Raw genomic sequence first — 23,813 nt, forward strand, 5'->3', positions numbered from 1 at the left:
ACCATCATGCTTCACGTGCACGCGCGTGGACGAACGGCCTAGGCGAGCCGCTTACACTGCGCTGCGCGCCGACTGTACAACAACAGCATGTGGCGATCCGGCCGGCGGGCTACGGAAGGTGCACCGGCTTTTGAGGGGAAACTGCTCTCTTTGCAGATTATTTTCCTGCATCCCTAGACCACAAAAATAATACGACCAGTCATCTCGTTTTGCAACCAAGACCGATCGACTTGACCTTCTCCGTGCTCAGCAACCCGCAGGAGAGAGGAAGGAGAGGGAGGGCAGATTGAGAAGACAGAAGCAACTTCCCGAATGACGCGGAAAGTTACTGACCGCACTATTGCCGGCAGTTCGCTCTCGCACATTGCTTCCAGCCGACGGCCACCATCTTTGTATAGAAGAGTCTCATCAGTGCAACAAAGCACGGGCTTGGCGGGCGACTGCGTTCCATTGTGCCGTGTTGCGCCCGTCTATAACAATGCAGCTAACTGCCGAGCGAAAAACCATCGCCCACAAACTTCAACGCCAAGTCTATGGAGCGCGGCAGACTGGTTTCCACAAATGCGCACCCTAGTCCGAAGTCTTTGGTGGCAATCGCAGTTGGCTGCCACGCGTGTTCTGGTAAATTTGCAAGCGAGGGACAGCGACCTAAAAGTCCTCGGGTGAATTTGGGAGGTATTTCATGGACGTCCTTGATTTCGTGCCAAGCGTGCCGCCAGACGGAGGCAGAATCGCCTTCCGGTTGTCCGAGCAGGCTGGCTCTGCTGAATGTGCAATTTCACGTGAGGCACTTGAGGCGCATTTCTGGTTGCCGTTAGGCGCCTGCGAGGTACGCATGCTCAAAACGTTTGCAGATGGGCGCGAACGCATAATTGCTGTCGCGGAAAGAAAAAGGCGGGCGCGCCCTGATCAGCCCGTCTGGCTCACCGTTACTGACTTCGTCGGCAAACGCTAGGTTTCACGCAGACGACGTCGCAAACTGCCGATTTCCCCTGCATGAACGTCCGACATCGCGAAGGACGAAGTGGGCGTTGTACGGCCAGAAAAAGCGCGACCGTTCATGATTGATTTCGTTCGGCGAGACGGTAAAGCGGCCGAGGTGCTCGCTCCGGACAAAGCTTGCGCGCGAGAGTATCTTGCCACCCGAGCTACCTTCGTTGCAGACGGCACAGACGTCGGTTTGCTGGGCGTCGCGGCGCGTGAGCTTCTCACGATATACGGGCGCGTGCCCGATGACGATCGGAAAGCGGACAAAGATGGCTGCTCGATCAGCGGATGAACGCCCGAAAGACATGCGTAAAGATGAGCTGGATGGCGTACTCCGCCACGCAACCGCTGTGGAGCTGCCAACGCGAGCATGCGGTGCGACTCATCAGAGAAACTGATGCCGCTTATCAACCTAAACCGCGAGCACGGCCGCAGCTTGACGCCTAGCATTAGAAGCCTTCGCATTAGGGCTTCTAGCTATGCACACTTCTTTATTCGCGCCGTTGCAGATCGGCTCCGTTCGGCTGGCCCATCGGGTGGTGATGTCACCTCTGACGAGGATGCGGGCGTCAACTCCCGGGAACGTCCCTACCGAGCTGAATGCGCTCTACTACGGGCAAAGGTCATCAGAAGGCGGATTGATCGTGGCGGAGGCCACCCAGATTCGTGCTGACGGACAAGGCTCGCCCGCGACTCCGGGCATTCACTCTGCAGACCAGGTTGACGGCTGGCGAAAGGTGGTAAGTGCCGCGCACGCCGCGGGCGCCAACGTGTTCGCGCAACTATGGCACGTTGGGCGGATCTCCCATTCGTCGCATCAGCCGGACGGTGGGATTCCGCTTGCTCCTTCTCCCGTGGCAGCTAGCGGGATGGCGTTGACTGCATCGTGGACACGTGAGCCGTACCCCGTACCGCGCCCGGTTGAGCTCGGTGAGATTCCCGCCTTGGTGCAGAGCTATGTGCAAGCCGCAAAGAATGCGCTGGCTGCGGGCTTTGATGGTATCGAGGTTTCGGCTGGGAATGGATATCTGCTCGAGCAGTTCATGCAAAGCCGCACCAACCACCGCACGGATCAGTACGGCGGCTCCGTCATCAACAGATGTCGCCTCGCTATCGAAGTGATCGAGGCAGTGACGAGCGTAGCGAACGGTCGCCCTGTCGGGATTCGACTCTCTCCGTTTGGCGTGGCAAACGACAGCGGCGAAGACGATCCGATGCCGGTCTACGCGTGCTTGCTCGAGAGCGCGGCGAAGCTTGGTGTCGATTACCTCCACGTTGTGGAGCCGCGTGCGAGTGGTATTGCTGCGCGCGGTGACGTGCCGCGGCCCGGTCAGCCGTTCGCAAGCGCTTTGCTGCGGCCTCTGTGGCCAGGGATTCTGATCGCCAACGGGGGCTTTGATGGAGCCTCCGCGGCTGCAGCGATCGAGGAGGGCTCGGCCGACGCGGTGTCTTTCGGTCGTATGTTCATCTCCAATCCGGACCTGCCTCGCCGCATCCGACAGGGCGCAACTCTGACTCCATACGATCGGACGACTTTCTATGGGGGAGACGCGCGCGGCTACACGGACTATCCGACGCTCGGCGAGTTACCGGTTTAGCGGCCGGTTGAAGTGACTGACGAGACAACGATGGACAACGAACACAAAGGCAACTCGACTCTGGATTTCGATAGCTGACTCAGGCGATTCGGAGTGAGCGTGTTTCTTCCAACTGAATCGGAGAAGCGATGGAATACACCGGAGGCTGTCAGTGCGGCCAGGTGCGCTATAGGGTCACGGCGGCGCCGCTGCGAACTGTGACGTGTCACTGCAAGGAGTGCCAGCGACAATCTGGAAGCGCTTTTGGCATGTCGATGATCGTTTCGGGCGAGAGTCTGAAACTCACCGGCGAACTGAAGCAGTACACCCGCATCGCAGATAGCGGGAATGAGAACACAGGCTTCTTCTGCCCCGACTGTGGTGTGCGCATCTTTCAGCAAATCAAGGGTCGCGAGGCGGTTGTGGTGATCAAGCCCGGCACGCTTGACGAAACGAGTTGGCTGAGGCCCACCGATGCGGTGTGGCTCAAGCGCAAGCAGGACTGGGTATCAGTTCCAGATTGGGTGCAGCACGCAGAGGCTCAGCCGGCTTAGTTACCCTTTCTCCCCAGTTCAAGCGTAAATGGTGACCTTGAACGAGCGCTTCCCCGGTGCGCACCTCGCCAACGATCACGGGACGGCGACTTGGGGACGATTGTTGCGCGAAAGCGTCAGTTTGCGCGCGACGTTCCCTGGAGTTTGTCCGGCGGGGTGCGCGCCGGCGCCCGTGACGAACGCTGGCGCAAAGAGATACAGCGCTTGCTCGGCGATCGTGGAGCGTTCACTTGCTGTAGCGATCGACAGAGACTGGCACGCAGCTGCGTTGATACGCTGGAGTTTGCCTACCAACTGGTGTTTGCCCACATTGACCAAACACCACGAGGCGGCTCCTCAATCGGCGTGCTGCGCTTTTCTAGCGCATGCTCGAGCAGGTATTCTTGCGCGCACCGCACCGATTCGCGCACCACCCACGCGCCGGGGCCACACATGAGCGTAACCGTTTCTGGACGTGCAACCCGACCGTCGGCTCTGCGGCAACGCGGCCCACGAGCGGACGTTTGCGTCTGTCGCTTCGCGCAGGCCCTCGCACGTCCGCTTCGCCATCACGATTGCGCGACTGCGCCGCTTCGTCACTGCGTCAGCGCTGATTCAGCATCCCGCCTGGCCGCGCATCCCGCAACACCGCTGGGCGTCCCGGCCCATCAATCGCCATAGCCCCGAAGACTCCCATTGCATCGGGGCACTCCGCGGTTTCCTCCCTTCAGGTTTATTCAACGCCTGCCCGCACGCGCCGTCGCGCGCCCCCGAGCCCGCGGACATGGGCAGGCGTCGAACAAACCTCAAGAACTTCAGCCGTCTGGACTACCAGTCAATGCGGTGCTTTTCATCTGTTTCGCGATGACGACGATCGTCGTCCACGTGAAGATACTGACTGGTGGTCGTGAGCGACGCATGCCCGAGATTGTCGCGAACGAGCCGCAAATCAACCTGCTGGTCCGCCATATGTGATCCTGCGCTGTGCCGCAGCCAGTGCGCTGATGCCTGTTCGAGCCGATCGGCACGCTGTGTATAGTCTTCACCGCGCGCCCGCAGCGCCTCAGCCGCGCCACTGAAAACCTGCTTGACGATGCGGTGCAGCGCCGCGCGCGTCAGCGGTTTGAGCGACTGCCCGATCGGCAGTACCAGGGGTGTGTCTTCGCCCTGGGACGGAAACGCCGGTAGTCCCCGTTCGCGACGGTATGCCGAGAGTTCCGTCATCATTTCTGAAGTGGCCGGCACCAGCCGCTCCTTGCCACCTTTGCCCCGTACCTCCAGCCACCAGAGATTCTCGCCGTTTGCGTCCCGACGGCGGAAGAATCCACCCATTGTGTTTTCACCCACTTCGGTGATCCGCAAACCTCCCAGATAGAGCAGGGTGAACAGCCAGCGCACGCGCGAATAATGTTCGCGCTCGCGATCCGTGCCGTTGGGCATCCCTTGAATATAGGTTTTGACCTCAAGCCATAGCTCAGGCGACAGATAGCGCGTGATACGCGGCTTTACATGTCGCGCGCGCTGACGCGCCAGCGACAACGGATTACCGGCCAGATACCCCGCCTGCACCAGCCACGCGAACATGACGTTGAGAATCACCATCGCCTGGCGCTGGCTGGCCGAAGAGAGCGGGCCGTAGAACGGGCGCCAGCGCGGATCTCCCCGTGGATGCTTGCGTCCACCACTGGCCGTCCATCGCGCACCGGGCTGCGGATCGGCGAGGAAGTGCTGATAGACCAGCAGGTCTTCGTGAGTCAACGACGATAGTGGCTTGCCCAACTGGAGGACGGACCACAGCAGCAGCCGTTCGGCTTCCTTACGGTAGTTGTCGAACGTCGTTTTCGTATCGACGAAGCGGGCGAGCCACGCACGGATCGCGTCGAGATCATTGTGGGCGGCAATCTGGGCGATGCCGCTCCTTGCGCGATTTTTGCCCTCGCTGCCGTCCAGTTCAGGCGGAATGATTAGGGTTTCGATGGGCTGCGGAGGCAGCAGCAGGGCAGTCATGGAGTGTTTTGAAGTTGGCAGGGGTGTCACGCATTGGCCGTAGTCAATGACACAAACAATATTAACATTATCGCCATAATGTCAAAATTAAGACTCCCACGCGTTGGATATTTATCGGTTTACGTTTTATTATTTATAAAATCTCGTCAAAACCGCCCCCATGTCCGACGTCCAGCCCGATGAAGTCCGCCTTGCCGCCGAAATCGACCGGCTGAAGGCCGCATTCCCGAAGACCCGCGAGCTGTACCGCGAGGTCTGCGCGCTGCTGTTCTTCCGTTTCGGCATCACGCCGACCGCGAACCGGCTCTATCAGCTGGTGAAGCGCGGCAGCATGAGCACGCCGACGCAGGTGCTCGGCGAGTTCTGGGTTGAGTTGCGCGAGAAGAGCCGCGTGCGGATCGACCACCCGGATCTTCCGGCCGACCTGCAGGCCGCCGCCGGCGAACTGGTCGCGACGCTGTGGACGCGTTCGACCGCAACGGCGCAGATGGCACTGGAGGCGCTGCGGGGCGAAGCCGAGACAGAGAAGGTCGTCGCGCAGAATGCCGTCACGTCGATGGAAGGCGAACTGGGCCGGACCGAAACCGCGCTCGAGCAGCGCACCAGCGCGCTGCTGGCCGCCCAGGTCCGGATCCAGGAACTCGAGCAGGGGCAGGCCGCAGGTGAGGCCACGCGTCGTGCACTCGAAGCGGAAATCATCCGGCTGCAGGACGAAAACGCCGCGCGCGACCTGGCACTCGTGCAGGCGAGGGCGGATTTCTCGGAAGAGATCGAGAAGCTGCGGGCCGACGCCGGACTGGCGGAAGAGCGACTACGGGCGACCGAGAAGCGGGCGCTGCTCGAGATCGAGCGTGAGCGGGTTGCCAGCGCGCGACTCCAGAAGGAACTCGACGCCGCAACGCGCCGCACGGAGCAGGGCGAGGCACGCCACCGCAGCGAGCTGCAGGCCGTGCAGGCGCAACTTGCCGATGCGGCGGCACCGGGCTGGTGTCCTCGAGGGCAGCCTGGTGGCCGTGCGAGACGCCAGCGCCGGCTATGCGCGTGAGCTCGGGTTGCTGCGACAGCAGATGACGGGGACGGTCGCCCTGCGCAGCTCAAGTCGCAAGGGTGGGTCTGTCACGGTACCCGCCCGCAAGGAGCCTCGTGCGACCCGCAAGGCGGCATCGGCGAAGAAGCCGGGATAAGCGCATGAACCCGACCGCCCGGAAAAGGAAGAAGGCCATCTGTCCACCGATCGGCGCGCTGATGCGGTATCGCGATCGCATCGTGCGCGTGATCGCCGAAGCCAGCGGTCAACGCGCGGTGATTGAATCGGTCGACGTCAATGGCCGGGCGTTCCGCAGCGTGGTGAAATGGGCTAATCTGGCCGGTCTGAACGATCAACTCTTCTGACGCTGACCATCATGCAGCTCGACATCTTCGCCGACAGCCGCGACGTCATGCTCCGCAACGATGTGCTGGATGCCCTCCACCGGCGCGATGCAGTCTCTGCCCGGCAGGCATGGCAGAGACTGGCAGGCGAATTCCCCGAGGACGACACCCTGGCCGGGCTGGCGACATTGATCGATGTGCTCGACAGCGATGTCGCCACGCCGTTCGCCGATCATCCGGCGCTGGCGGCCGCCTGTGGTCGCCTCAATGATGAGGTTGAACCAGCGGCGCGGCGGTTACTGGGCGACGCACCCGGACGGGCGTGGATGGCGTCATGCTGGCGGACGCTCGCGCAGCAGGCCGCGGCCCTGCCGTTTCGCGCTGAGGTCAGTGACCTTCACGCGGCGCCGCTATGGCTGCGCGCGGGCGACTGGGGTGAGGCAAGACGGGCCGTCGAGCGGATCGAGTCGTGGCGCCGGATCCCGGCGCCGCTGACGTGGATGGCAGAGGTGCGACATCGCGCGGATGGCCTGGAGTCTGCGTTGCCGTTGCTCACCGAACTCGCCTGGCTGTCACCTGGCCGCCTGGCCGGTCTGTTGCACCGGCTCGCCGACGCGTCAATCGACACGTTGCGCAGAAAGTTCGACGCGAATTTCGAGGGTGTAGGCCAGACAGCGGACCTCGCGTGGTTCCCCGCGTGGGTGCTGATCGAAAAGCCAGGACTGGCACCGCTGCTGCGTGAAGCGCAGCCGTCGCGCCAGACGGCGCCGGAGCGGGCGACGCGGCTGCTGCTGCAGATCCTGAGCCTTGAGCGTCAGGGTAACCAGCACGAGTTGGTGGAGCGTCGCCAGGCACTGCGCGATCTGCATGCCGGGTTGTATGCGGCGTATATGAGAACGCGCGATCTGACTGACGGCAGCCGTGGGCCGTCTGAAAGTGGGTATTCGAGCGTCACGCATTTTGCCTATGTGCGTTGTCCAGATTCGTGCGGTAGCAGGACAGACGCATCTCATGTGATCTGCGACCACCAGGCGCTGCGAGGGGGATAATGCGCGCTTCTTGTAGAAGGATCTGCACAATATGACGACTCCCGCGCTTCACGACCTGGATGCGCCCTTGCTCGCCGATATCCGGCGACTGATCGACGCGGCCAGGCGCCGCGCGGCCGCAACGATCAATGCCGAGTTGACACTTCTTTACTGGCAGGTAGGTCGCCGGATCCAGGCCGAGGTTCTTGGCGGCGAGCGTGCCGGGTATGGCCAGCAGGTCATTGCCTCGCTGGCGCGCCGGTTGACGGCCGACTACGGTCGGGGTTGGAGCGAGAAGCAGCTGCGACATTGTCTCCGCACCGCGGAGACTTTTCCGGACGAGGTGAGTGTCTCCGCGGTGCGGAGAGAATTGTCCTGGACGCACATCAAGACGCTGATCTACATCGACGATCCCCTGAAACGCGATTTTTACGTTGAACTTTGCCGGCTTGAGGGATGGTCGTCCCGTCAGTTGCAGGAGAGAATCAACTCCATGCTCTTCGAGCGCAGCGCAATATCGAAGAAGCCCGAGGAAACGGTGCGTCACGATCTGGCTCAATTACGACAGGAACAGAAGGTGTCTCCCGACCTGCTCCTGAAGGATCCGTACGTTCTCGACTTTCTGGGGCTGAACGACCACTACCTGGAAAAGGATCTTGAGGACGCCATATTGCGTGAAATCGAGCAGTTCCTGCTCGAACTGGGGGCTGGTTTCACCTTCGTCGCCCGGCAGAAGCGCTTACAGATTGACCATGAAGATTTCTACATCGATCTGCTGTTTTACAACAGGAAACTCAAGCGGCTTGTGGCGATAGACCTGAAACTCGGGACTTTCCGGCACGAATACAAGAGTCAGATGGAGCTCTACCTGCGCTGGCTGGCAAAGCACGAACAGGAACCAGACGAGGCTCCGCCGCTGGGAATTATCCTGTGTGCGGGCAAGAAGCAGGAGCAGATTGAACTGCTGGAACTCGACAAGAGCGGGATCCACGTTGCCGAATATCTCACCGTCCTCCCTTCTCGGGAAGCCCTGAAAGCCAAGCTGCATCAGTCGATTGCGACAGCTCGGCAACGCTTGCTGATGAAGGATGAACAATAAGCACCAGACCTGGCCGCCCGCCGCAATTTCCGAATCGCTGATTCGGGAACCGACCGACGAGGCCCATCCGGTCAATTCCGAAGCAGTGGTTCGGAATTTCGAACTCGATGAGCCCGCTGGCGGTTCATCGGGGAGTTCGTCGTGCTGGTCGAGTTGGCCAGGAAGGTCCACGATTATATTTTGCAGATGCATGGCTAGCTGGAAGAATATGCGACGGGTCATCGTCCGGCGTTCGCCGGTCCACGGAAAAGGCGTGTTCGCGCCACGGCGAATCGAAGGCGGCGAGCGCCTTCTCGGATACAAGGGTGAAGTCACGACCTGGCGAGAGGCGGTGCGTCGTCATCAGCGTCACGGTGTTGACGGCCATACTTTTTTCTTCGGACTTTCCAACGGATACGTTATTGACGGCAGTCGCGGCGGCAACAGTGCGCGGTGGCTTAACCACGCATGCGCAGCCAACTGTGAGGCGGTTGAGGATGCGGGGAGGGTGTTCATCGAAGCCGTCAGGGACATCGAAGTGGGTGACGAACTCTTTATCGAGTACCAGCTGACGGTTGACGATCCGCTCGATGAGCGGGTTCGCCAGCAGTATGTCTGCCGGTGCGGCGCGACAACCTGTCGCCAGTCGATGCTGGCGGCTGCCGGATGAGTGCGCTATCCGACACCTTGACCTGCGGCAACTAGATGCGCTCGAACGCAAAGCCGGTTCAACCGGCAAACGACGACAGTCTGGTTCGAATGAGTGCGGATGTGGTCTTCCATCGGGATGTGCTGCGGCCAGCGTTGACGGGGCGAATGACCCGCGGCTCATGCGGTCGGCTCGCGATAGAACAGCAGCTGTCGCTTGGCCTCGACGATGAGCGATGACAGCGCGATATGCACGCTAGCGCCGACATGAGCAGAAGAAGGGCGCACAAGGGCGAGCCAATGCGACGCCCTGCATGTTCAGCGTAGACGGATTGCGAAGGCATTGTCACGTTGGCTGATCGACGGCGCAAATCTACAGAGGACGCGTATCAGCTCAGACGGCTGACGGATTCTGGGTGAGTTCGGTGAAACGATGCCATGCGTCAAAACGCTGAGCGAGCTGTTTGCGGTAGAGAGAAGCGCGCAGCAAATGTCGCTTGAGCGCGAAGTGCTGCCGGATCGGTCCGAAGCTCGAGAGAAACACCTGGGTGCGCTTTGGGTCGCGAAACCCGCGCAAGCGCCGCTCACGTTCACGCGTAGGTTGATGGCTATTCTCGGCCCGATTGTTCACGCGGGCTGCAGCCTTAACGAACACGTGTCTGGCGTTTGCCAGCTCGGGGATCCTGGACTTCGCGGCCGGATAACTGCGCAACTGGTCGGTGACGATCCTGCGCGGCACCGGGCACGAACGAAGCACGCGCCTGAAGAATCGTTCGGCTGCGGCCGTGTCGCGCCGCTTCTGCAGCAGGATATCGAGTTCGGCGCCGTGCTCGTCGACGGCTCGCCACAGCACATAAGGTTCACCGCGCAGCCTCACGAACAACTCATCGAGATGCCAGGTACTGCCCGGTTTGCGTCGCACAGCCTTGGCGCGATACGCGAACCCCGTGCCAAATTTATCGCACCAGCGGCGAACGGTTTCGTAACTCACCACGACGCCGCGCTCGAAGAGCAGCTCTTCAATGTCGCGCAAGCTCAACTGAAACCGGAAATACCAGCGAACGGCACAACTGATCACCACCGCCGGGAAGCGATGGCCGTGATAGAGAGATTTCGTCTTTTTCATCTCCCGATTTTACGCGACCACCTCGGCAACGTGACAAAGCCCTTCCGCGGTTTCACGCCCCTTCTCGACAATGCCTGCGCCTGCACGTGGTTCGTCAATTGTGGTCATGGTGAACATCCATATTGGATTGGCACATCGGGCCGGTCAAAGTGCAATGGGTCATTGGATCCGTGAGACTTCTTTCGAGACTGCTGCGGAACTATCAGAGTTGTGGTCCGGCAGCCGCTCGATCCGATCGATAACATCCTTGGTCCACGCCGTTTTTTCGCGCTGTCTCAACCGGCTTGTCGCAAGCAGCCAGATAGTCCGCGCCGTCGTGCGCTTTTTGCGTCGCAATTTGACTCAGTTATCCTAAAGGTCGATGATCTTGTTCGTGAGCAAGGTATTGCGCCATATGCGCCTCCATAGTGATGAGCTGATATGACTCCCGGTGTCGACACCATGCGGCTCTGGCAGCAATGCTGACCCGCGGTAATTCCTCACGGCAGGCCAGCCTTTGCCTCACGGGAGTCAAACTGACTAGTAGCGAAACGTCTTCTGGCGTGTTCACGAATCTATCGCGCTAGTGATTGCCTGTAGCCTATGCGTTGATACCTCCTTCGCGAGTTGGTATTAGTTCCTGACAGCAACGGCCATTTCAGAAACGGCCGCGTCGGCGGAGGAAACGGCTCGATTGTAAAGACTGCTTTCGGCGATGCAGTTCGTACCTGGGTGCGGATGCTGTCCGGGGATAGGTGCGCCGATCTATAACATTAGGTCATTCCACGCTGTTTTCGAGAATGATTTCGTTCTGAGCGTCGACTCCGACGTCCTTGGTCGCGGCTCCTCGCGGCTCGCTTGCAAATCACAAAGGTGTATCGGGTGTATCGCAGCCGCTGTCCCATCCCCATGTTTCAACTTTTCATCCACGATTTTTCTCTGCTGGGATGGAGCGAGGCTGTTCGATTCCAACTTTCTCGTCCTTCACGTGCTCCTGGTCGCTGGAACCATGTGCACTGAGGCTTGTGGCAAGCAGGGCTGATAGCAGTCCTTCTGCGGGAATAGCGCGCATCTCGACCGTCGTCCGAAGCATGCGCCCGGAAACGTCGCGAGGCCGAGTCGCCGCGAGCGCCACTGATGACGACCTCTACTCGCGTGCAAGTTCTCTGTGGGGCACGCCACTTGCTCAACCCTTGGACCATTCAAACGAAAATATGGAGGTTCAAATGACCGAGTCGCATCAACCCACCGCCCCGGCAGCCGGGTCCTCGCCCGTCGCGTCCGACCCACCCAGTTCCGCCGGGTCATCTCAACAGGGCAACGGCTCTACAGCGAAGTCCAGCGGCGACGACGGAGACCGAGCAACCGGCGCCCGCACGCTGTCCGACGTGAAGGACAAGATTGCTGGTGCACAGGAGGTGGTCAAGAAGAAGTACCGTGTCGTCTCTGAATCGACCGACGATTACGTTCATGAGGCTCCGTGGAAAGCGGTCACCATGGCACTCATCGGCGGACTTATCATCGGAATGCTCGCTCGCCGCTAACGCGGATTTAGCTCTATAGGAGAAGAAATATGGACCCGGTTTCGCATGGAATTATTTTCTGGCTGATTATCGGAGGCATCGCTGGCGCCTTGGCGGGTCGTATCGTCGACGGCGGCGGCTTCGGCATTGTGGTCGACATCATCGTGGGAATTGTCGGAGCCTTCATAGGAGGTTGGCTTGGCGGGGCGCTGGGTCTGCACCTGGGAAGCGGCATAGTCGGCTCGCTTGTTACGGCGCTGCTTGGCGCGGTTATCCTGCTCGCTGTCCTGCGACTTTTCAGCCGAGGTCGGGCGCGGCCACTTTAAAGCATTCAATTCAGCCGAGGCGCGTTACGTTTCAATTTCGAGAATGCCTTATCTCCGGTCCTCACCTTCTGGCTCCGCGCCCGGCTGCGCAGTCAGCGTACGCTGACCTCAATCCGCCACGGCTTTGCTTCTTTCCTGCGTGGGATGGTCAGCAAGCATCGAATTCGCGACGGAATGGAGAACTGTTGGTAACCATCGACTGAGACTACGCTCGACGAAAGGATTTCCGACCGAAGTAATGTACCGGGTGGCGAGCTCACCGGCTATTCGCGCGCGTCTGGTCGCTGGAGCCACTCGCCTACGCCACCGCAGTGCGTCGCAGTGACGTAGGGACTAGAGCAACAGACTAGCCGTTCGCGTGGCGCGGCTTACCCGTTGTGTTTTTCAGTGCTCGCTGGGCCTGATGCTGGGATCGCTTTCCACCACTTCATGGGTCGCTGACCAGTACGGCTCCCGGTTGTAGTAGCTATACGTCAACTCTCCCCACTTCGCATCTGCCATCGTCGGCCAGTGGTCCTTGTCAAAGCCTGGGTCGTCCTTGAGGCGCTGTGCCGTGATGTCGACGACGAAGCACTTCTCGTTCGTATCGAGAGTCAGTGCGCTCCATGGAATGGCATGCAGGTTAGAACCCATTCCGAGGAAACCTCCCTCAGAAAGTACTGCATAGGCGATGTGTCCGTTCCTGACGTCGAGCATGATGTCTGAGATTTTCCCCACGTGTTCGCCATCAGAGGACATGACCTTGTCCCCATCGAGCGTTGCTGCGGCCATGATGTCCGGCCCCGGTCCTTCACCCACACCACCGCCGACGATGTCAGCTCCGCGTCGGGTGCCACCTTGCGGATTGATTGAGCCCATGATTCACCTCCTTCGAAAAAGGTACTCCAGTGGTGCGCAAGCGGTGTTCCCGAGCCGTCGGCCGCAGGCCTGCTTCCCTTGCTTTCAAGATAACCCGAGCCCGTCCCTCAAGGCACGGGCTCGAAGGACTGGCTTGTCCCTCGCACTGCGGCGGCCGCAAAGGTCGGACGGTCCGGTTATTAAAATTGGCGACAAGCTTTAGGGCAGGAGTTTTTACAAGCAGTCCCCGTTCTGGATATCGGGCAGTAAGCGGGATGCGCTCATTCCGCTCGAATATCGCCGAGGCATAGCACCGATTGCGACAACTTTCGCTTACGGAGACTCGGATGCTGAGTTAACGGCGGCAAGGCCTGAAGAACGTTGCATTGTTCCCATTCCTGTCCGAGCGGGGAAAGAACGGAGAGGTTTGGTGACGACTAAAGTTTTTCCTGAACTCCACCGCCAGTCACAGCTGCGAATACTGCTAACTGCGCCCAAAGTTTTGAGGATATTGGTTGCCACCGGGAAACTGCCGGCGCGGGCACATTCACGCGGGGTTGAGGACTGGACAAACGCTTCGCCAACAGCGAGTCAATGGCGGATTCCAGGGCATCCACGTCGACGGGCTTGGAAAGAAAAACATTCCACAGCGTGGATTTTTCTTTTGGCGGGACGCGACCGGATGCCGTGACCACGGGAATCTGGGCAAGTGCGGGATAAAACTTCAGCCGTTCGCACAAGGCAATTCCGTCCATACCTGGCATGTTCCAGTCCGTGACTATCAAATCGGGAAGGTACCGCGCTGCCTCCCCGCCTTCCGCGAGGAGTATGCGGTAACCGCGTCCCTCCAGGATAATCTGAAGCAGTCAGAGCGAATCCACTTCATCGTCGACGAGCAGGATAGTAGACATGTAAGTAGTCCGGAGGCAACCTGATTTCCGCAACGAATATGCCTGTCAACTTTCCAGAGTTGTGTCGCTTCATCGCGCGTTGCCCTGCGTCAAGCTAGCGCAAGGCCAAAGCCCGATAACGGTGTCCAGCGTTTTTCCGTCTCAATCTGCCTGCTGGCGACGTGAACGTCACCGCACTGCTTTCGTTTCTGTCCGATACAGCGCGTCGCTCGCTCCTCCGATATCTGCCGCGAATCTGTCTGCTTGCACACGGAATTATCTGACAAAGGTCAGACGCGCTCGGCGTGCAAGCAGGCTACGAAAAGTTTCTCTAGGAATTCAAAGGGCCGGCCTTTCCGGTCGATACCACAACGTCCGCGGCTTAGCAGTTACGCGGGCGCCGGCTTGAGCCGGTATGCCGACAGTGACGCTGGTCTATCGGGTGGACACCTTCGGACGAGTTATGCACAGATTTGTGAACAGATTTTGTGGGTAACTCGTGCTGTCCGCAACGCAATTGGATAAGTCTTGACTCACATGCATGCGAACCGCTGGCCGTCGAAGCCTCGCATAGGTAGACCGATCTTAAGCGGGACCGGGAGGGATCCGCTCAAACAATTCAGTTCCCCAGGCACGATGCATGCGAAGTCGGAGGCGTCTACGAACGGCTGATCAATGTGACCGATGATACAGGCTTCAAGGAAGCTCTCGGCTTTCTGGTGACCCGCGAGATCGCACACCAGAAATCGTTCGAGAAGGCGTTGCACTCGATCCAGCCAAACTTCCCGCAAGGCAAGTTGCCGGGCGTCCCAGAATTCACCAACGTCTACTACAACATGTCCAACGGAGACGACGCGCCGCGCGGTCCGTGGAATGAAGGACCGGGCTGGGAGTTCGTCGAAATGCCGGAACCGTCAATCGACGGTGGCGACGGCCTCGCAAATGTTCGGGTGTCTGAAAATGAAGTCGAGATGTTGAGTGCGATGGCATCGCGAACGGCTTTTGCAACTGAAACCAATCCGGTCACCGGTGCCGACCTGGGCGCCGGGAAGGATACAGCCGTATCGAAGTAAAAGCGTTAGCAGCAGAAATCAAGGTCGCCGGCACTTCTACACCGGCGACGGCGGAACCTGTTCGGTCTCGGCGCAGTGCGAGCGGGGGCGAACAGGTCGCCCCAAGATGCCGTATCACGGCGCTGTGCGCGCCTCACCACAACGGAGCCTTTATGTACCCTGATGCCATGAACCAGCTTTCCCCGCGTCAACGGGACGCTGTCGTCGAAGCAGCCTTCGACTGCACTACGGAGGTCTTTGCCGGTATTGAGAAAATTGTCGAATTGAATGTCCAGACTGTGAAAACCTCATTGTCCGAGCAGCAGGCGTTGGCCGACGCGGCACTTTCTGCCCGATCCCTCAGTGAGGTAATTGATCTCCAGTCGCAGCAATTCCCGGCCTCCGTTAAAAAGACCTTCGCGTACTGGCGGCATGTCGAGGACATTGCGGTTCAAACACGAGACGGGTTCTTCGGGGTAATGGAGGAGCACTTCGGAGGTTCGCTTCAGCCGTTCGCGGAGATGTTCGACGTCACATCAGTCGGATTCGCCGCTCTGGAGCGGCTCGGCGGGTCGAGCCTGCTTGTCATGGCGCAACCGGCGACTGGCGACGCCGAGCGGGTTGCAATCGTGGACAGTTCGGGTAAGTTGGTTTCTTCGGACGATGCAAGGGGCGACTTGCACAAGGATTGAATCGGCCGGCGGGCGTGCATCGCTTCATTCCGTCGGCGTAGACGCGTGAGGTTAGGAGCGCGCTACTGCGCGAGCTGTCGAGTTGCACGGCGGTCGAGCAAGAATTGCTAGCCGCCATGCGCTCTGGTACGGCCTGCGGAGCAGTTATGTCGCTGCGCACAGCTTGTTCGCCTGCGACGAGTCGACGGAACGGCCGGTGTGAGTGAGCGGTTGGTGCGCTCACAGTTGGTAGCGGTCCTATGCCAACGAGCCAATAGCGAGAGAAAACCCATGAACTCGAGCTTCGAAAACCGGGAATGCCGGGAAGATCCGACCGCAGGCCAGCACAGGCGCCTCTAGAACTGGGCGCCTGTCCACTCGCTTGTCGTGGACGATTCGTGCCCGTCGGCCGGCGCTCTGAGCGCATACCTGCAAGTCGGCGGCATGAGGGTGCGAACCCGTCTACCACAGGTCGGACGCCCCGAGGGACGCGAAGGCATGGACACCTGATTGCATTGTTCTGGATGTCGCCATGCCCGGCCTATCCGGATCAGGCGTCGCAGCGGCGCTCCGGGGAATCGGGACGACCGGAAAGAGTCCTCTTCTGGCATTTACTGCATTCGGTACCGCCGACTACATCCAGGAAATGAAGGAGGTTGGTTTCGACGCCGTCTGCCGCAAGCCTGCTGAGCTAACCCAGCTCGAAGGCATGGTCTTCAAGCTGCTCGGCCATGAATCGGTCGATGGCTTTCAGTTCGTGCCGTCCACCTCGAAGCTGGTGCCGACCCTATCCCGGCCTAGACCTGGTTGATCGACAGTAACGTGGTGTCAACAGGAACGCGACGCGCTCAACTGCGGCTCGCCAACTGCGACCTTTTCGTCGTTCACTGTCGCCGAACGCTAGGATACGCCCCGCGATCGGCGGCACGGTGGCGCCTAATGCCAGAACAGCGCGATTAGAATGATGATGGGAATGGGTACCCCGAGCATATAAAGAAGAATTGAGCGCATGAACACCTCCTTCGGTAAATGAATTGAAGTTTCAATCAGAGCTGGCGTACGCGGCCGCCATGAGTTGCCATCAGACTCGCAGAGAATGCGCCCATCAGCAGCGAGATGAATAACCACAACGATGCGCCGATTGTGACTTTGCGTGCCTTGTCGGCGGCATCCTTAGCGGCAGCATCGAGGGCAGCGATTTTCTGCAGCAGGCGCGTGTAGGTGGTCACCACACGAGCTTTTGCAGCTTCTGGTGTAAGGCCAGTATGTTGCGCAACAAGCTGGCCTAAATAGGCAGTGTCTTCCGGCGACAGTTGATCGCCCATTGCCGCGCTGTTAAGGAAGATTCGTGCCGTTTCCGCACGCGGCATCTCGTTGCCGCCGGCTACGGTCGCGGGGGCCGCGAGTGACGAACCGGCGGGCATCCGGAACAGCGAATCGACAAAGTAGCCGAGCGGCCACGTATTCGTCGCGGCCTCTGCATTGCCGCGTTGCATCGTCCCCATCGTAATGGAGCCGCCTGCCGCGGCGGTTGTCGCGGCGGTCTGCGCGCCGGCCCGCACGGTGCCCGACACGGCCGATGTCAGTATGGCGGCGGTAACGAGCGTCGCCACGGCCCAGCTCAGGAAACCATGCGCCGTGTCCCGGAAGTGGACTTCATCGGCGTCGACGGCCAGCCAGCGGCTGCGTAACCGTCCCGCCAGATAGCCACCTAATCCTGACGTGAGAATCGAGGTGACGCATACCCATACTACAGCGGCGACACCGAACGCTTTCGCATTCGAGGCGCCCGATGACCACGGGGAAATCGACGTTAGGCCGAGGCCGGTGCCTAACGTCAGCAGGATGAGCGCGAACGCGGCCGCACCGACGCCGCCGGCGAACACGGCTCCCCATGAGAGCGCGGCCTCGTGTTGACGGACTAGCAGCGCAGGATCATTCGTGGCCAGCGTATAGTCTGCTGGATCTCTTGTGTTGTTCATTGACAGCCTCCATGAACTTGTTGATACCGCCATTGTCGATATGCCGACCCGTTCGGCATCACTGCGACGCCGTGCGGGAGCAAATCGCCTGCGTATGTCGCATTTTTTGTGCCGCTTGTGCCCGGCAGCCGTCTGTGATGCGCGTTTTGGTGTGGACGTGACTGACGCCAGATCAGGGTGTCGTCTCGTCCGTATTTCCACGTTCCGTTTCCCGACTCTGCGTACTGGCCCGTCAGGTGGTAGGCATGGGGTTTGCTCGACATAGCGTTCTTCCGCAGCATTCACCCGTAGCAACCAACCGCATGACCGAGGAGATCAGTATGGAAGCGACGAAACAGGACAAGACCGAGACCGGATCCGGCTCGCACGATGCACTGGCCTTTCTTGAAGCGGAGCATCGTTCAGTTGAAAAACTGTTCGAGGCGTTCGGGAGGGTCGGCGACGACGACCTTGACGCGAGGTCGGCGCTTGTGCAGCGCGCCTGCGAAGAGCTATCCATCCACGCGATACTCGAAGAGGAGCTGCTTTATCCGGCCGCACAGGAGGCGTTGGCCGACAGCGACAAGATCGACGTCGACGAAGCGTATATCGAGCACTTCCTCGTCAAGACGCTGATCGCGAAGTTTGAAACGCTGAAACCTTGCGACAAGGGCTTCGACGCGACCTTCAAGGTGATGAGTGAGATGGTGGGCCATCATGTCGAGGAAGAAGAGGAGGAGCTCTTCCCGGAACTGCGCAAGTCGAAATGCAATCTCCGCGCGCTCGGCGAAAAGCTGGCAAAACGCAAGGCGGAGTTGCAAAGCAAGCTCGATGCAGTGGGCAGCGGATCGGTAGGCGACAAGACTGAGATGCTTTGAGTCCTGCAGCGCAATAGCAGATCGCGCACGCCAACCGGAGATAAAAAGTTCATGACGCTGAAGCAGCGGCTTCGCGGCGTGCGCAAGACGATGCGTGACATGTTCGGCATCGCCCGATTGCGTGCCGGCCAGGAGGACATCATTCGCAGCGTGCTGGAGCGGCCTAACACACTTGCGACGGTGCCGACCGGCGCCGGCAAATCCCTCTGTTATGAATTACCGGCATTACATCTCGACGGTATGACGCTCGTCGTGTCGCCACTCATGGCCTTGATGAAGGATCAGGCGGACAAACTGCTGGCGGCGGACATCGAGTGTACGTTGGTCAACAGCACGTTGCGCAGCCGCGATGAACGGGAGGCGTTGCAGCGCATTCTGGACGGGAAGAGCGGCATCATCTTCGTCACGCTGGAGCGGCCCCGCATTCATGAAGGTATTGCGGGCGGGTGCAGGACATAACATGGGTCTGGTAGTGGTCGACGAAGCGCATTGCGTGTCGCAATGGGGCCACGACTTCCGGCCGGCGTTTCTTGAGATTGCCTGCGCCGTCAAGGCGCTCGGCCAACCGCCGGTGCTTGCGCTGACTGCGACCGCGACTCCGCCTGCGCTGGACGACATCACGCGTTTGTTGCGGATGCGCGATCCGCGCGTGGTCCGCACGGGTACGTTGCGGGAGAACCTGCGTTATCGTGTCGTGCAGCTCAGCGTAGGGGGCGGCCAAGACGGCGTTACGCGCGCCACACAGGCCAAGCGCGAGCAGCTGCGCGGAGTGATCGCGTCGAACGCCGGAGCCGGCATCATCTACACAGCGACGATACGCGACGCAGAGGAGATTTACGGCTGGCTCGCAGAAGCTGGCGACGCCGCGCAGGAGGCATTCATGTCGGGCACGACCCGGGTGATGGTCGCGACCAACGCGTTTGGCTTGGGTATCGACAAAGCCGACATCCGCTTTGTCATCCACTACCAGATGCCTGGCAGCGTCGACGCCTACTATCAGGAAACTGGCCGAGCGGGCCGCGACGGGCAACCCGCCGATTGCGTGCTGCTGTTCGGTCTGAACGACCGGCGTGTTCAGCAGTTCTTTCTCGCCGGCAGGTATCCGAGCGTCGAACCGGCGCAGCGTGTCTACGACATGCTCGCGGCACGCTGCAAAGATGCGCCGGAAGGTGTCACGGTCGCGGAGCTCAAGGACGCGTTGCCGGAGGTGGGCGGCGGCAAGCTGGAGGTGGCGATCGGCATGCTGCTCAATGGCCGTATCGCGGGCGTCGACCGGCAGCGACGCTATCGTCTGCGGGCACGCGATGGCGGGCAGGGTAGCACGCGTGATGCGATGGCGAAAGCCGCCGCACGATTCGAAGCGATGAGCGACCACGATAAGGAAACGCTGCAACACATGATCGATTACGCACCGACTGGCCAGTGCCGTTGGCGCGCTATCCTCCCGTACTACGGCGATACACCGGCGATGCAGCACTGTGGCGTATGTGACAACTGCATGAGTCCTCCGCAGATTGCACCGGCGGAGCAGTCGATCGCCGTGGGCGACACAGCGTTCAACGCGAACGCATCGACCCGATCGCCGAAGTCACACTCGTGGTCGCCCGGCGACGTGGTCTGCGTGCCGAGGTTTGGGGCGGGAGAAGTCGCGTTGGCGAGCGGCGAGCAGGTAGCGATCGTATTTCCGGACGGCAGAACACGGACCTTTATGTCGAATTTTCTGAAGGCGGTCCGCCGTGCGATCTAGTTCGCGTGTGTGGCGATTGGCGTACGGACAAAGACGAGCGTCAACGTCGTGCTCCTGTAATCGACTCGCTTTCCTGCACGCTCTCTCTTAACCCGGTGAGCATTGAATGCAAATTTACGTGGCTACGAACAACATCAAAGGGGCTAAACGGCACATCGGCATCGCGAAGACGATGAAAGCGATGAGACTTGCCGGGCAGCGGGAGCGTCCCGAACGACGAAGGCAGGAGCGTGCCCGATGCGCGGGGTGCATATGTTCGTCGGTATTTGCTGAACCACCGGGCAAACGATCCTCTGGGAGTCTTGCCCTCCAAGGGCAAGCCGGCGGGCATATTCGTTGCGCATAAAGGTTCTCACCTGATATTTTCAGAGTACATCATGATCATCTCCAGGGCACTTTACGGCGACCGGTTCGTAGTCTTCCGCGGAGGGCCGGCACGTCGTTCTGGCAGCCGCCGACGCGTAGCGGCGGCGGCCAGTTTCAAATGGCGCGAGCCCTGCACCTTAATGTACCGGCGATAAACAATTGCGTCCTGCCTCCGTAACCAAAACGCACGGCGATTTCAAAAGACATGCCGCAGCAGTCCCGGTCGTAACCCCCTGTCATGGCCGCAAGAGAGCGCGTCCCAGGCGAATTTGCGGCGCGACGAGTTCTGCAACGGGCTAACGGCTAGCCGGGCCGCGGTTGAGTCGGGGTGGGGGAACGTTTGGCGAGTCTGAACTGACCTGGCCGCGCCGTCCCAGGATGCAAGTCAGACAGATCTGAGAATCACTTTCCGGACGGTTCCGCCTAGAAACGCGGTGATCCCCGAACGGCTGGCAATTCCGATTGTGCGCCGAGGTCCGAGGACGATTGCGCCGACGCACAGTGCAACCAGCAGCGTGACGCGCGGTGCGTCTGCAAGCGAAGCGATCACGTCAACTGCGGGAGACCGCGTCCGCCCGTGCACGGCCGGGACTGATGGTGGCGTGCAATTTGCCGCAAGCAATGCTGCGCGTGATGCCGCCATGCGCAGCAGTATGGCAGTCTCGGCTTCCCGATCGGTAGATGCGCGGCTCATTTGAGCGCTTCCTTCAACGTGTCGAGGTCGCTCCGGATCTCCCTTTGCAGAACATGAAGCGAGCGGCCGGGTTTCTGAGCGAGAACGAGGAGCAGGGAGATAAATGACACGATCAGCCACATCGCGGCGACGCCCCATACCACGGGAAGAAAATAGGGCGTCCTCCAAGCCGTCGCGATGATCGCAATGCACACAAACGAAAGAGTGAAAAGGCCAGCGACGGCCAGGGCAACGAGTGCGCTTAACTCGCGGACCAGACATTTCCTGGTCTCTTCAAGTTCGACACCGAGTAGCTCACCATAATCAGTGGCTCGTTCGACGCAGAATCTGCCGACGTTTCGCCACCTGGTGACTTTCGAACGGATGGACATTGCGGCACTCCTCGGGGCTGGCTGGTTGCGGAAACGCCGTGGCGGCGCGCCAGGGGCTTGTCGTCTGCACCTCTTCGGTCTCGTTGAGGGCAAGACGCGAATAGCCTTACTCCCGATCTCTCCAGTCGCTCCGAACGTTATCGGGCCTCGTGCGATTCGCTGCGTGTAGCGCTCCGAGGATAAAGCCCACGCCGGCGGCAATCGCCAGCGCTGCGAGCGGCCGCTCCACAGTAGACTCGCGTACGACATCCGCAAAATCGGCATAGAGTTGCTGCGCTTTGCCACCCAGTTCCTTCGCTGTTCCGCTAAACTGCGCACCGGCATTGTCCAGCAGGTTCCCGGCGGCTTGCTGTACGTCGCCAGCAACTTCCCGTAGCGTTCCTTCTCCTTTCGTCGTTTCCATTGTCTGCTCCTCGAGTGAGTGCGGCCGGGCCGCACGGGTAAATTACGCCAGTGTGTGAAAATCGCGAACCGCGCCTCTCTGCAAGGCAAAGAATAGGCATCGGGATAGCGTACCAACTGGTGCGCAAGAGTTGGGCCCAGCTCGACAATTCGTTGACACGCGAATACGAACGGCGGGCGCTCTCCGTATCCAGCTGCCGGTGTCATTTCGTTAGTCTGACGCAAGGTGCTGATCCAGTCGTCCAGCTGGACTAGCATGAAAGCAATGCCACGAAGCGCGCATGGCCGGTCCGGCGCGATAACGCGCGGTGGACCCGACAAGCCGAGCGGACGGAAGAAACCCGCTGACTCCTTGGTGTTTTTTAGGAACGCCTCGTCGCCTCTGCGACGTGGCTGTTGGAGTGCGCTTGGGCAGACGGGAAAGAACGCTTCAGTGGCGCCCGCACCGATCGTGCGTTCAGGGGCTGAGCATGAAGCACAACATGGCGAGCGCGGCTGCGCCCATCGCAATCGTTGCAGCCCATCCCGTGACGCGCAGGCGCGTAGGAATGGTGAAGCTACCCATGATTTTTCGATTCACTGCCATGAACATGATCAGTCCCATGATCGGGACGGAAACCACTCCGTTGATCACGGCGCTCCAGTAAAGCGCCTTGATGGGATCGATTTTTGTAAAGCCGATCCCGAGACCGATCAGAGTCGACAGGGCAATGATGCCGTAGAAACGTTTCGCCAGTTGCGGTTTCAGCGCGAGGCTGTTGCGCCAGTTGAACGCGCCCGCCATCGCGTAGGCTGCAGATCCTGCAAGCACTGGCAGCGCGAGCAGGCCTGTGCCGACGATTCCCAGACTGAACAGAGTGAAAGCGAACCGACCTGCAATGGGCTTCAGCGCGACAGCGGCCTGCGAAGACGTCTGTATGTCAGTCACGCCGTGCGCATTCAGGGTTGCCGCAGTCGTCAGGATAATGAAAAAAGCAACCACGTTTGAAAATCCCATCCCGATCCAGGTGTCGATCCGGATGCGACGCAGGTTGGCCCGACCCTGGCCAGGCGCATTCTTGAGTGCACGCTGGCCCGATTCGGCGCGCATCTCTTCTACCTCCTGCGAAGCCTGCCAGAAGAACAGGTACGGACTGATGGTTGTACCCAATACAGCAACGACCGTCGTGAGGTAATCGCTTTTCCAGGACAGGTGCGGAATAAAGGTACGAACCAGCACCGTTTGCCACGGGATCTGGACGACAAACACCGTGGCCACGTAAGCGAACAGCGCGAGTGTCAACCACTTCAGTACGCGAACATAACTGCGATAGGGAACGAAGAGCTGCAGCAGTACGGAAATGAATGCAAGCGCGACGGTGTAAATGCGCATTGGACCGCCGATTACCAGGTTGACCGCCGCGCCCATTGCCGTGAGGTCGGCCGCGATGTTGATTGTGTTGGAAACCAGGAGGAGGACTACGGAGCCGTAGAGCAGCCACGCGGGATAGTGGCGCCTGATGTTTGTCGCCAGCCCGTGACCGCTCACGCGCCCCAATCGTGCACTGACTATCTGGATGGCGACCATCAGCGGATAGGTGATGATGATGGTCCACAACATGTTGAAGCCGAACTGCGCACCCGCCTGCGAATAGGTCGCGATACCGCTCGGATCGTCGTCCGCGGCGCCGGTAACCAGGCCCGGACCGAGCTTTTCCAGCCACGACTGAACCTCGGGATCCGGCTTGTCGGACGGGTCGATGTCGATGTCCATTTCGGCGC

General features: G+C 60.2%; 20 protein-coding genes and 4 pseudogenes. 16 read left to right on the forward strand and 8 right to left on the reverse strand.

The genetic code is table 11. The annotated features are described in order from the left end of the window. The first annotated feature begins 682 nt into the window (after positions 1-682). From M0D64_RS33755 to M0D64_RS33770, 4 genes and pseudogenes are all read left to right on the forward strand, one after another. Positions 683-955, forward strand: a complete 273-nt coding sequence (locus M0D64_RS33755; RefSeq protein ID WP_266261000.1) for a DUF1488 family protein — start codon at positions 683-685, stop codon at positions 953-955. 108 nt (positions 956-1,063) lie between these two features. After that, a pseudogene (locus M0D64_RS33760) lies at positions 1,064-1,279 on the forward strand (hypothetical protein); the annotation flags it as partial. 187 nt (positions 1,280-1,466) lie between these two features. Beyond that, a complete protein-coding gene (locus tag M0D64_RS33765) occupies positions 1,467-2,585 on the forward strand; it encodes an alkene reductase (RefSeq protein ID WP_266261001.1) in 1,119 nt (372 codons plus the stop codon). Between the two features lie 128 nt (positions 2,586-2,713). Further along, complete coding sequence (locus M0D64_RS33770; protein ID WP_266261002.1) at positions 2,714-3,118, forward strand: GFA family protein; 405 nt, start codon at positions 2,714-2,716, stop codon at positions 3,116-3,118. 807 nt (positions 3,119-3,925) lie between these two features. Here the strand turns inward: M0D64_RS33770 and M0D64_RS33775 are convergent. Continuing rightward, positions 3,926-5,104 (reverse strand): tyrosine-type recombinase/integrase, encoded by a 1,179-nt coding sequence (locus M0D64_RS33775; RefSeq protein WP_266261003.1) that lies wholly within the window; start codon positions 5,102-5,104, stop codon positions 3,926-3,928. A gap of 160 nt (positions 5,105-5,264) precedes the next feature. On the opposite strand from M0D64_RS33775, the pseudogene M0D64_RS33780 reads away from it, so the two are divergent. From M0D64_RS33780 to M0D64_RS33800, 5 genes and pseudogenes are all read left to right on the forward strand, one after another. After that, positions 5,265-6,111: pseudogene (locus M0D64_RS33780) on the forward strand (DNA-binding protein); the annotation flags it as partial. 181 nt (positions 6,112-6,292) lie between these two features. Then, complete coding sequence (locus tag M0D64_RS33785) at positions 6,293-6,496, forward strand: hypothetical protein (protein ID WP_097393937.1); 204 nt, start codon at positions 6,293-6,295, stop codon at positions 6,494-6,496. Between the two features lie 11 nt (positions 6,497-6,507). After that, on the forward strand, positions 6,508-7,524 hold the full coding sequence (locus tag M0D64_RS33790) for a hypothetical protein (RefSeq protein WP_266261004.1): 1,017 nt from the start codon (positions 6,508-6,510) through the stop codon (positions 7,522-7,524). 31 nt (positions 7,525-7,555) lie between these two features. Continuing rightward, on the forward strand, positions 7,556-8,602 hold the full coding sequence (locus M0D64_RS33795) for a YhcG family protein (protein ID WP_266261005.1): 1,047 nt from the start codon (positions 7,556-7,558) through the stop codon (positions 8,600-8,602). A 208-nt stretch (positions 8,603-8,810) separates the two neighbouring features. Next, a complete protein-coding gene (locus M0D64_RS33800; protein ID WP_266261073.1) occupies positions 8,811-9,251 on the forward strand; it encodes an SET domain-containing protein in 441 nt (146 codons plus the stop codon). 372 nt (positions 9,252-9,623) lie between these two features. Here M0D64_RS33800 and M0D64_RS33805 read toward each other — a convergent pair whose 3' ends face one another. Then, positions 9,624-10,355 carry an IS6 family transposase gene (locus M0D64_RS33805; RefSeq protein WP_266261006.1) on the reverse strand — a complete coding sequence of 244 codons (732 nt, stop codon included), beginning with the start codon at positions 10,353-10,355 and terminating at the stop codon, positions 9,624-9,626. 1,205 nt (positions 10,356-11,560) lie between these two features. Between M0D64_RS33805 and M0D64_RS33810 the strand changes: the two genes are divergently transcribed. Together M0D64_RS33810 and M0D64_RS33815 are read left to right on the forward strand one after the other, a co-directional pair. Then, positions 11,561-11,878 (forward strand): YqjD family protein, encoded by a 318-nt coding sequence (locus tag M0D64_RS33810; protein WP_154567515.1) that lies wholly within the window; start codon positions 11,561-11,563, stop codon positions 11,876-11,878. Positions 11,879-11,907: 29 nt separating this feature from the next. Then, a complete protein-coding gene (locus tag M0D64_RS33815; RefSeq protein ID WP_097389047.1) occupies positions 11,908-12,183 on the forward strand; it encodes a GlsB/YeaQ/YmgE family stress response membrane protein in 276 nt (91 codons plus the stop codon). Positions 12,184-12,567: 384 nt separating this feature from the next. Here M0D64_RS33815 and M0D64_RS33820 read toward each other — a convergent pair whose 3' ends face one another. Both M0D64_RS33820 and M0D64_RS33825 read right to left on the reverse strand, forming a co-directional pair. Further along, on the reverse strand, positions 12,568-13,041 hold the full coding sequence (locus tag M0D64_RS33820; protein WP_266261007.1) for a PRC-barrel domain-containing protein: 474 nt from the start codon (positions 13,039-13,041) through the stop codon (positions 12,568-12,570). Between the two features lie 416 nt (positions 13,042-13,457). Then, positions 13,458-13,886, reverse strand: coding sequence for a response regulator (locus tag M0D64_RS33825; RefSeq protein ID WP_308102529.1), 429 nt, complete (start codon positions 13,884-13,886; stop codon positions 13,458-13,460). Positions 13,887-14,566: 680 nt separating this feature from the next. Here M0D64_RS33825 and M0D64_RS33830 point away from each other — a divergent pair. The 3 genes and pseudogenes from M0D64_RS33830 to M0D64_RS33840 all read left to right on the forward strand — a co-directional run. Then, positions 14,567-14,983: pseudogene (locus M0D64_RS33830) on the forward strand (manganese catalase family protein); the annotation flags it as partial. 152 nt (positions 14,984-15,135) lie between these two features. Further along, complete coding sequence (locus M0D64_RS33835) at positions 15,136-15,654, forward strand: phasin family protein (RefSeq protein ID WP_266261008.1); 519 nt, start codon at positions 15,136-15,138, stop codon at positions 15,652-15,654. Between the two features lie 511 nt (positions 15,655-16,165). Beyond that, complete coding sequence (locus M0D64_RS33840) at positions 16,166-16,444, forward strand: hypothetical protein (RefSeq protein WP_266261009.1); 279 nt, start codon at positions 16,166-16,168, stop codon at positions 16,442-16,444. 235 nt (positions 16,445-16,679) lie between these two features. On the opposite strand, the gene M0D64_RS33845 is transcribed toward M0D64_RS33840, so the two are convergent. Then, positions 16,680-17,615 carry a hypothetical protein gene (locus M0D64_RS33845; protein WP_233465451.1) on the reverse strand — a complete coding sequence of 312 codons (936 nt, stop codon included), beginning with the start codon at positions 17,613-17,615 and terminating at the stop codon, positions 16,680-16,682. Positions 17,616-17,935: 320 nt separating this feature from the next. Here M0D64_RS33845 and M0D64_RS33850 point away from each other — a divergent pair, with 320 nt between their 5' ends. Both M0D64_RS33850 and M0D64_RS33855 read left to right on the forward strand, forming a co-directional pair. Then, the gene (locus M0D64_RS33850; protein WP_266261010.1) at positions 17,936-18,472 is read left to right on the forward strand and encodes a hemerythrin domain-containing protein; all 537 of its coding nucleotides are present in this window, start codon (positions 17,936-17,938) and stop codon (positions 18,470-18,472) included. Positions 18,473-18,523: 51 nt separating this feature from the next. Beyond that, positions 18,524-20,219 (forward strand): annotated as a pseudogene (locus tag M0D64_RS33855) (ATP-dependent DNA helicase RecQ). A 1,056-nt stretch (positions 20,220-21,275) separates the two neighbouring features. On the opposite strand, the gene M0D64_RS33860 reads toward M0D64_RS33855, so the two are convergent. From M0D64_RS33860 to M0D64_RS33870, 3 genes are all read right to left on the reverse strand, one after another. Next, complete coding sequence (locus tag M0D64_RS33860; RefSeq protein WP_171927251.1) at positions 21,276-21,650, reverse strand: phage holin family protein; 375 nt, start codon at positions 21,648-21,650, stop codon at positions 21,276-21,278. Between the two features lie 106 nt (positions 21,651-21,756). Beyond that, entirely contained in the window at positions 21,757-22,053 is a 297-nt protein-coding gene (locus M0D64_RS33865) for a CsbD family protein (protein ID WP_154567733.1), read from the reverse strand. 456 nt (positions 22,054-22,509) lie between these two features. Then, complete coding sequence (locus tag M0D64_RS33870; protein ID WP_266261011.1) at positions 22,510-23,805, reverse strand: NRAMP family divalent metal transporter; 1,296 nt, start codon at positions 23,803-23,805, stop codon at positions 22,510-22,512. Between the last annotated feature and the right edge of the window lie 8 nt (positions 23,806-23,813).

It is taken from the genome of Paraburkholderia sp. WS6, from assembly GCF_030464835.1.
Taxonomy (GTDB): domain Bacteria; phylum Pseudomonadota; class Gammaproteobacteria; order Burkholderiales; family Burkholderiaceae; genus Paraburkholderia; species Paraburkholderia madseniana.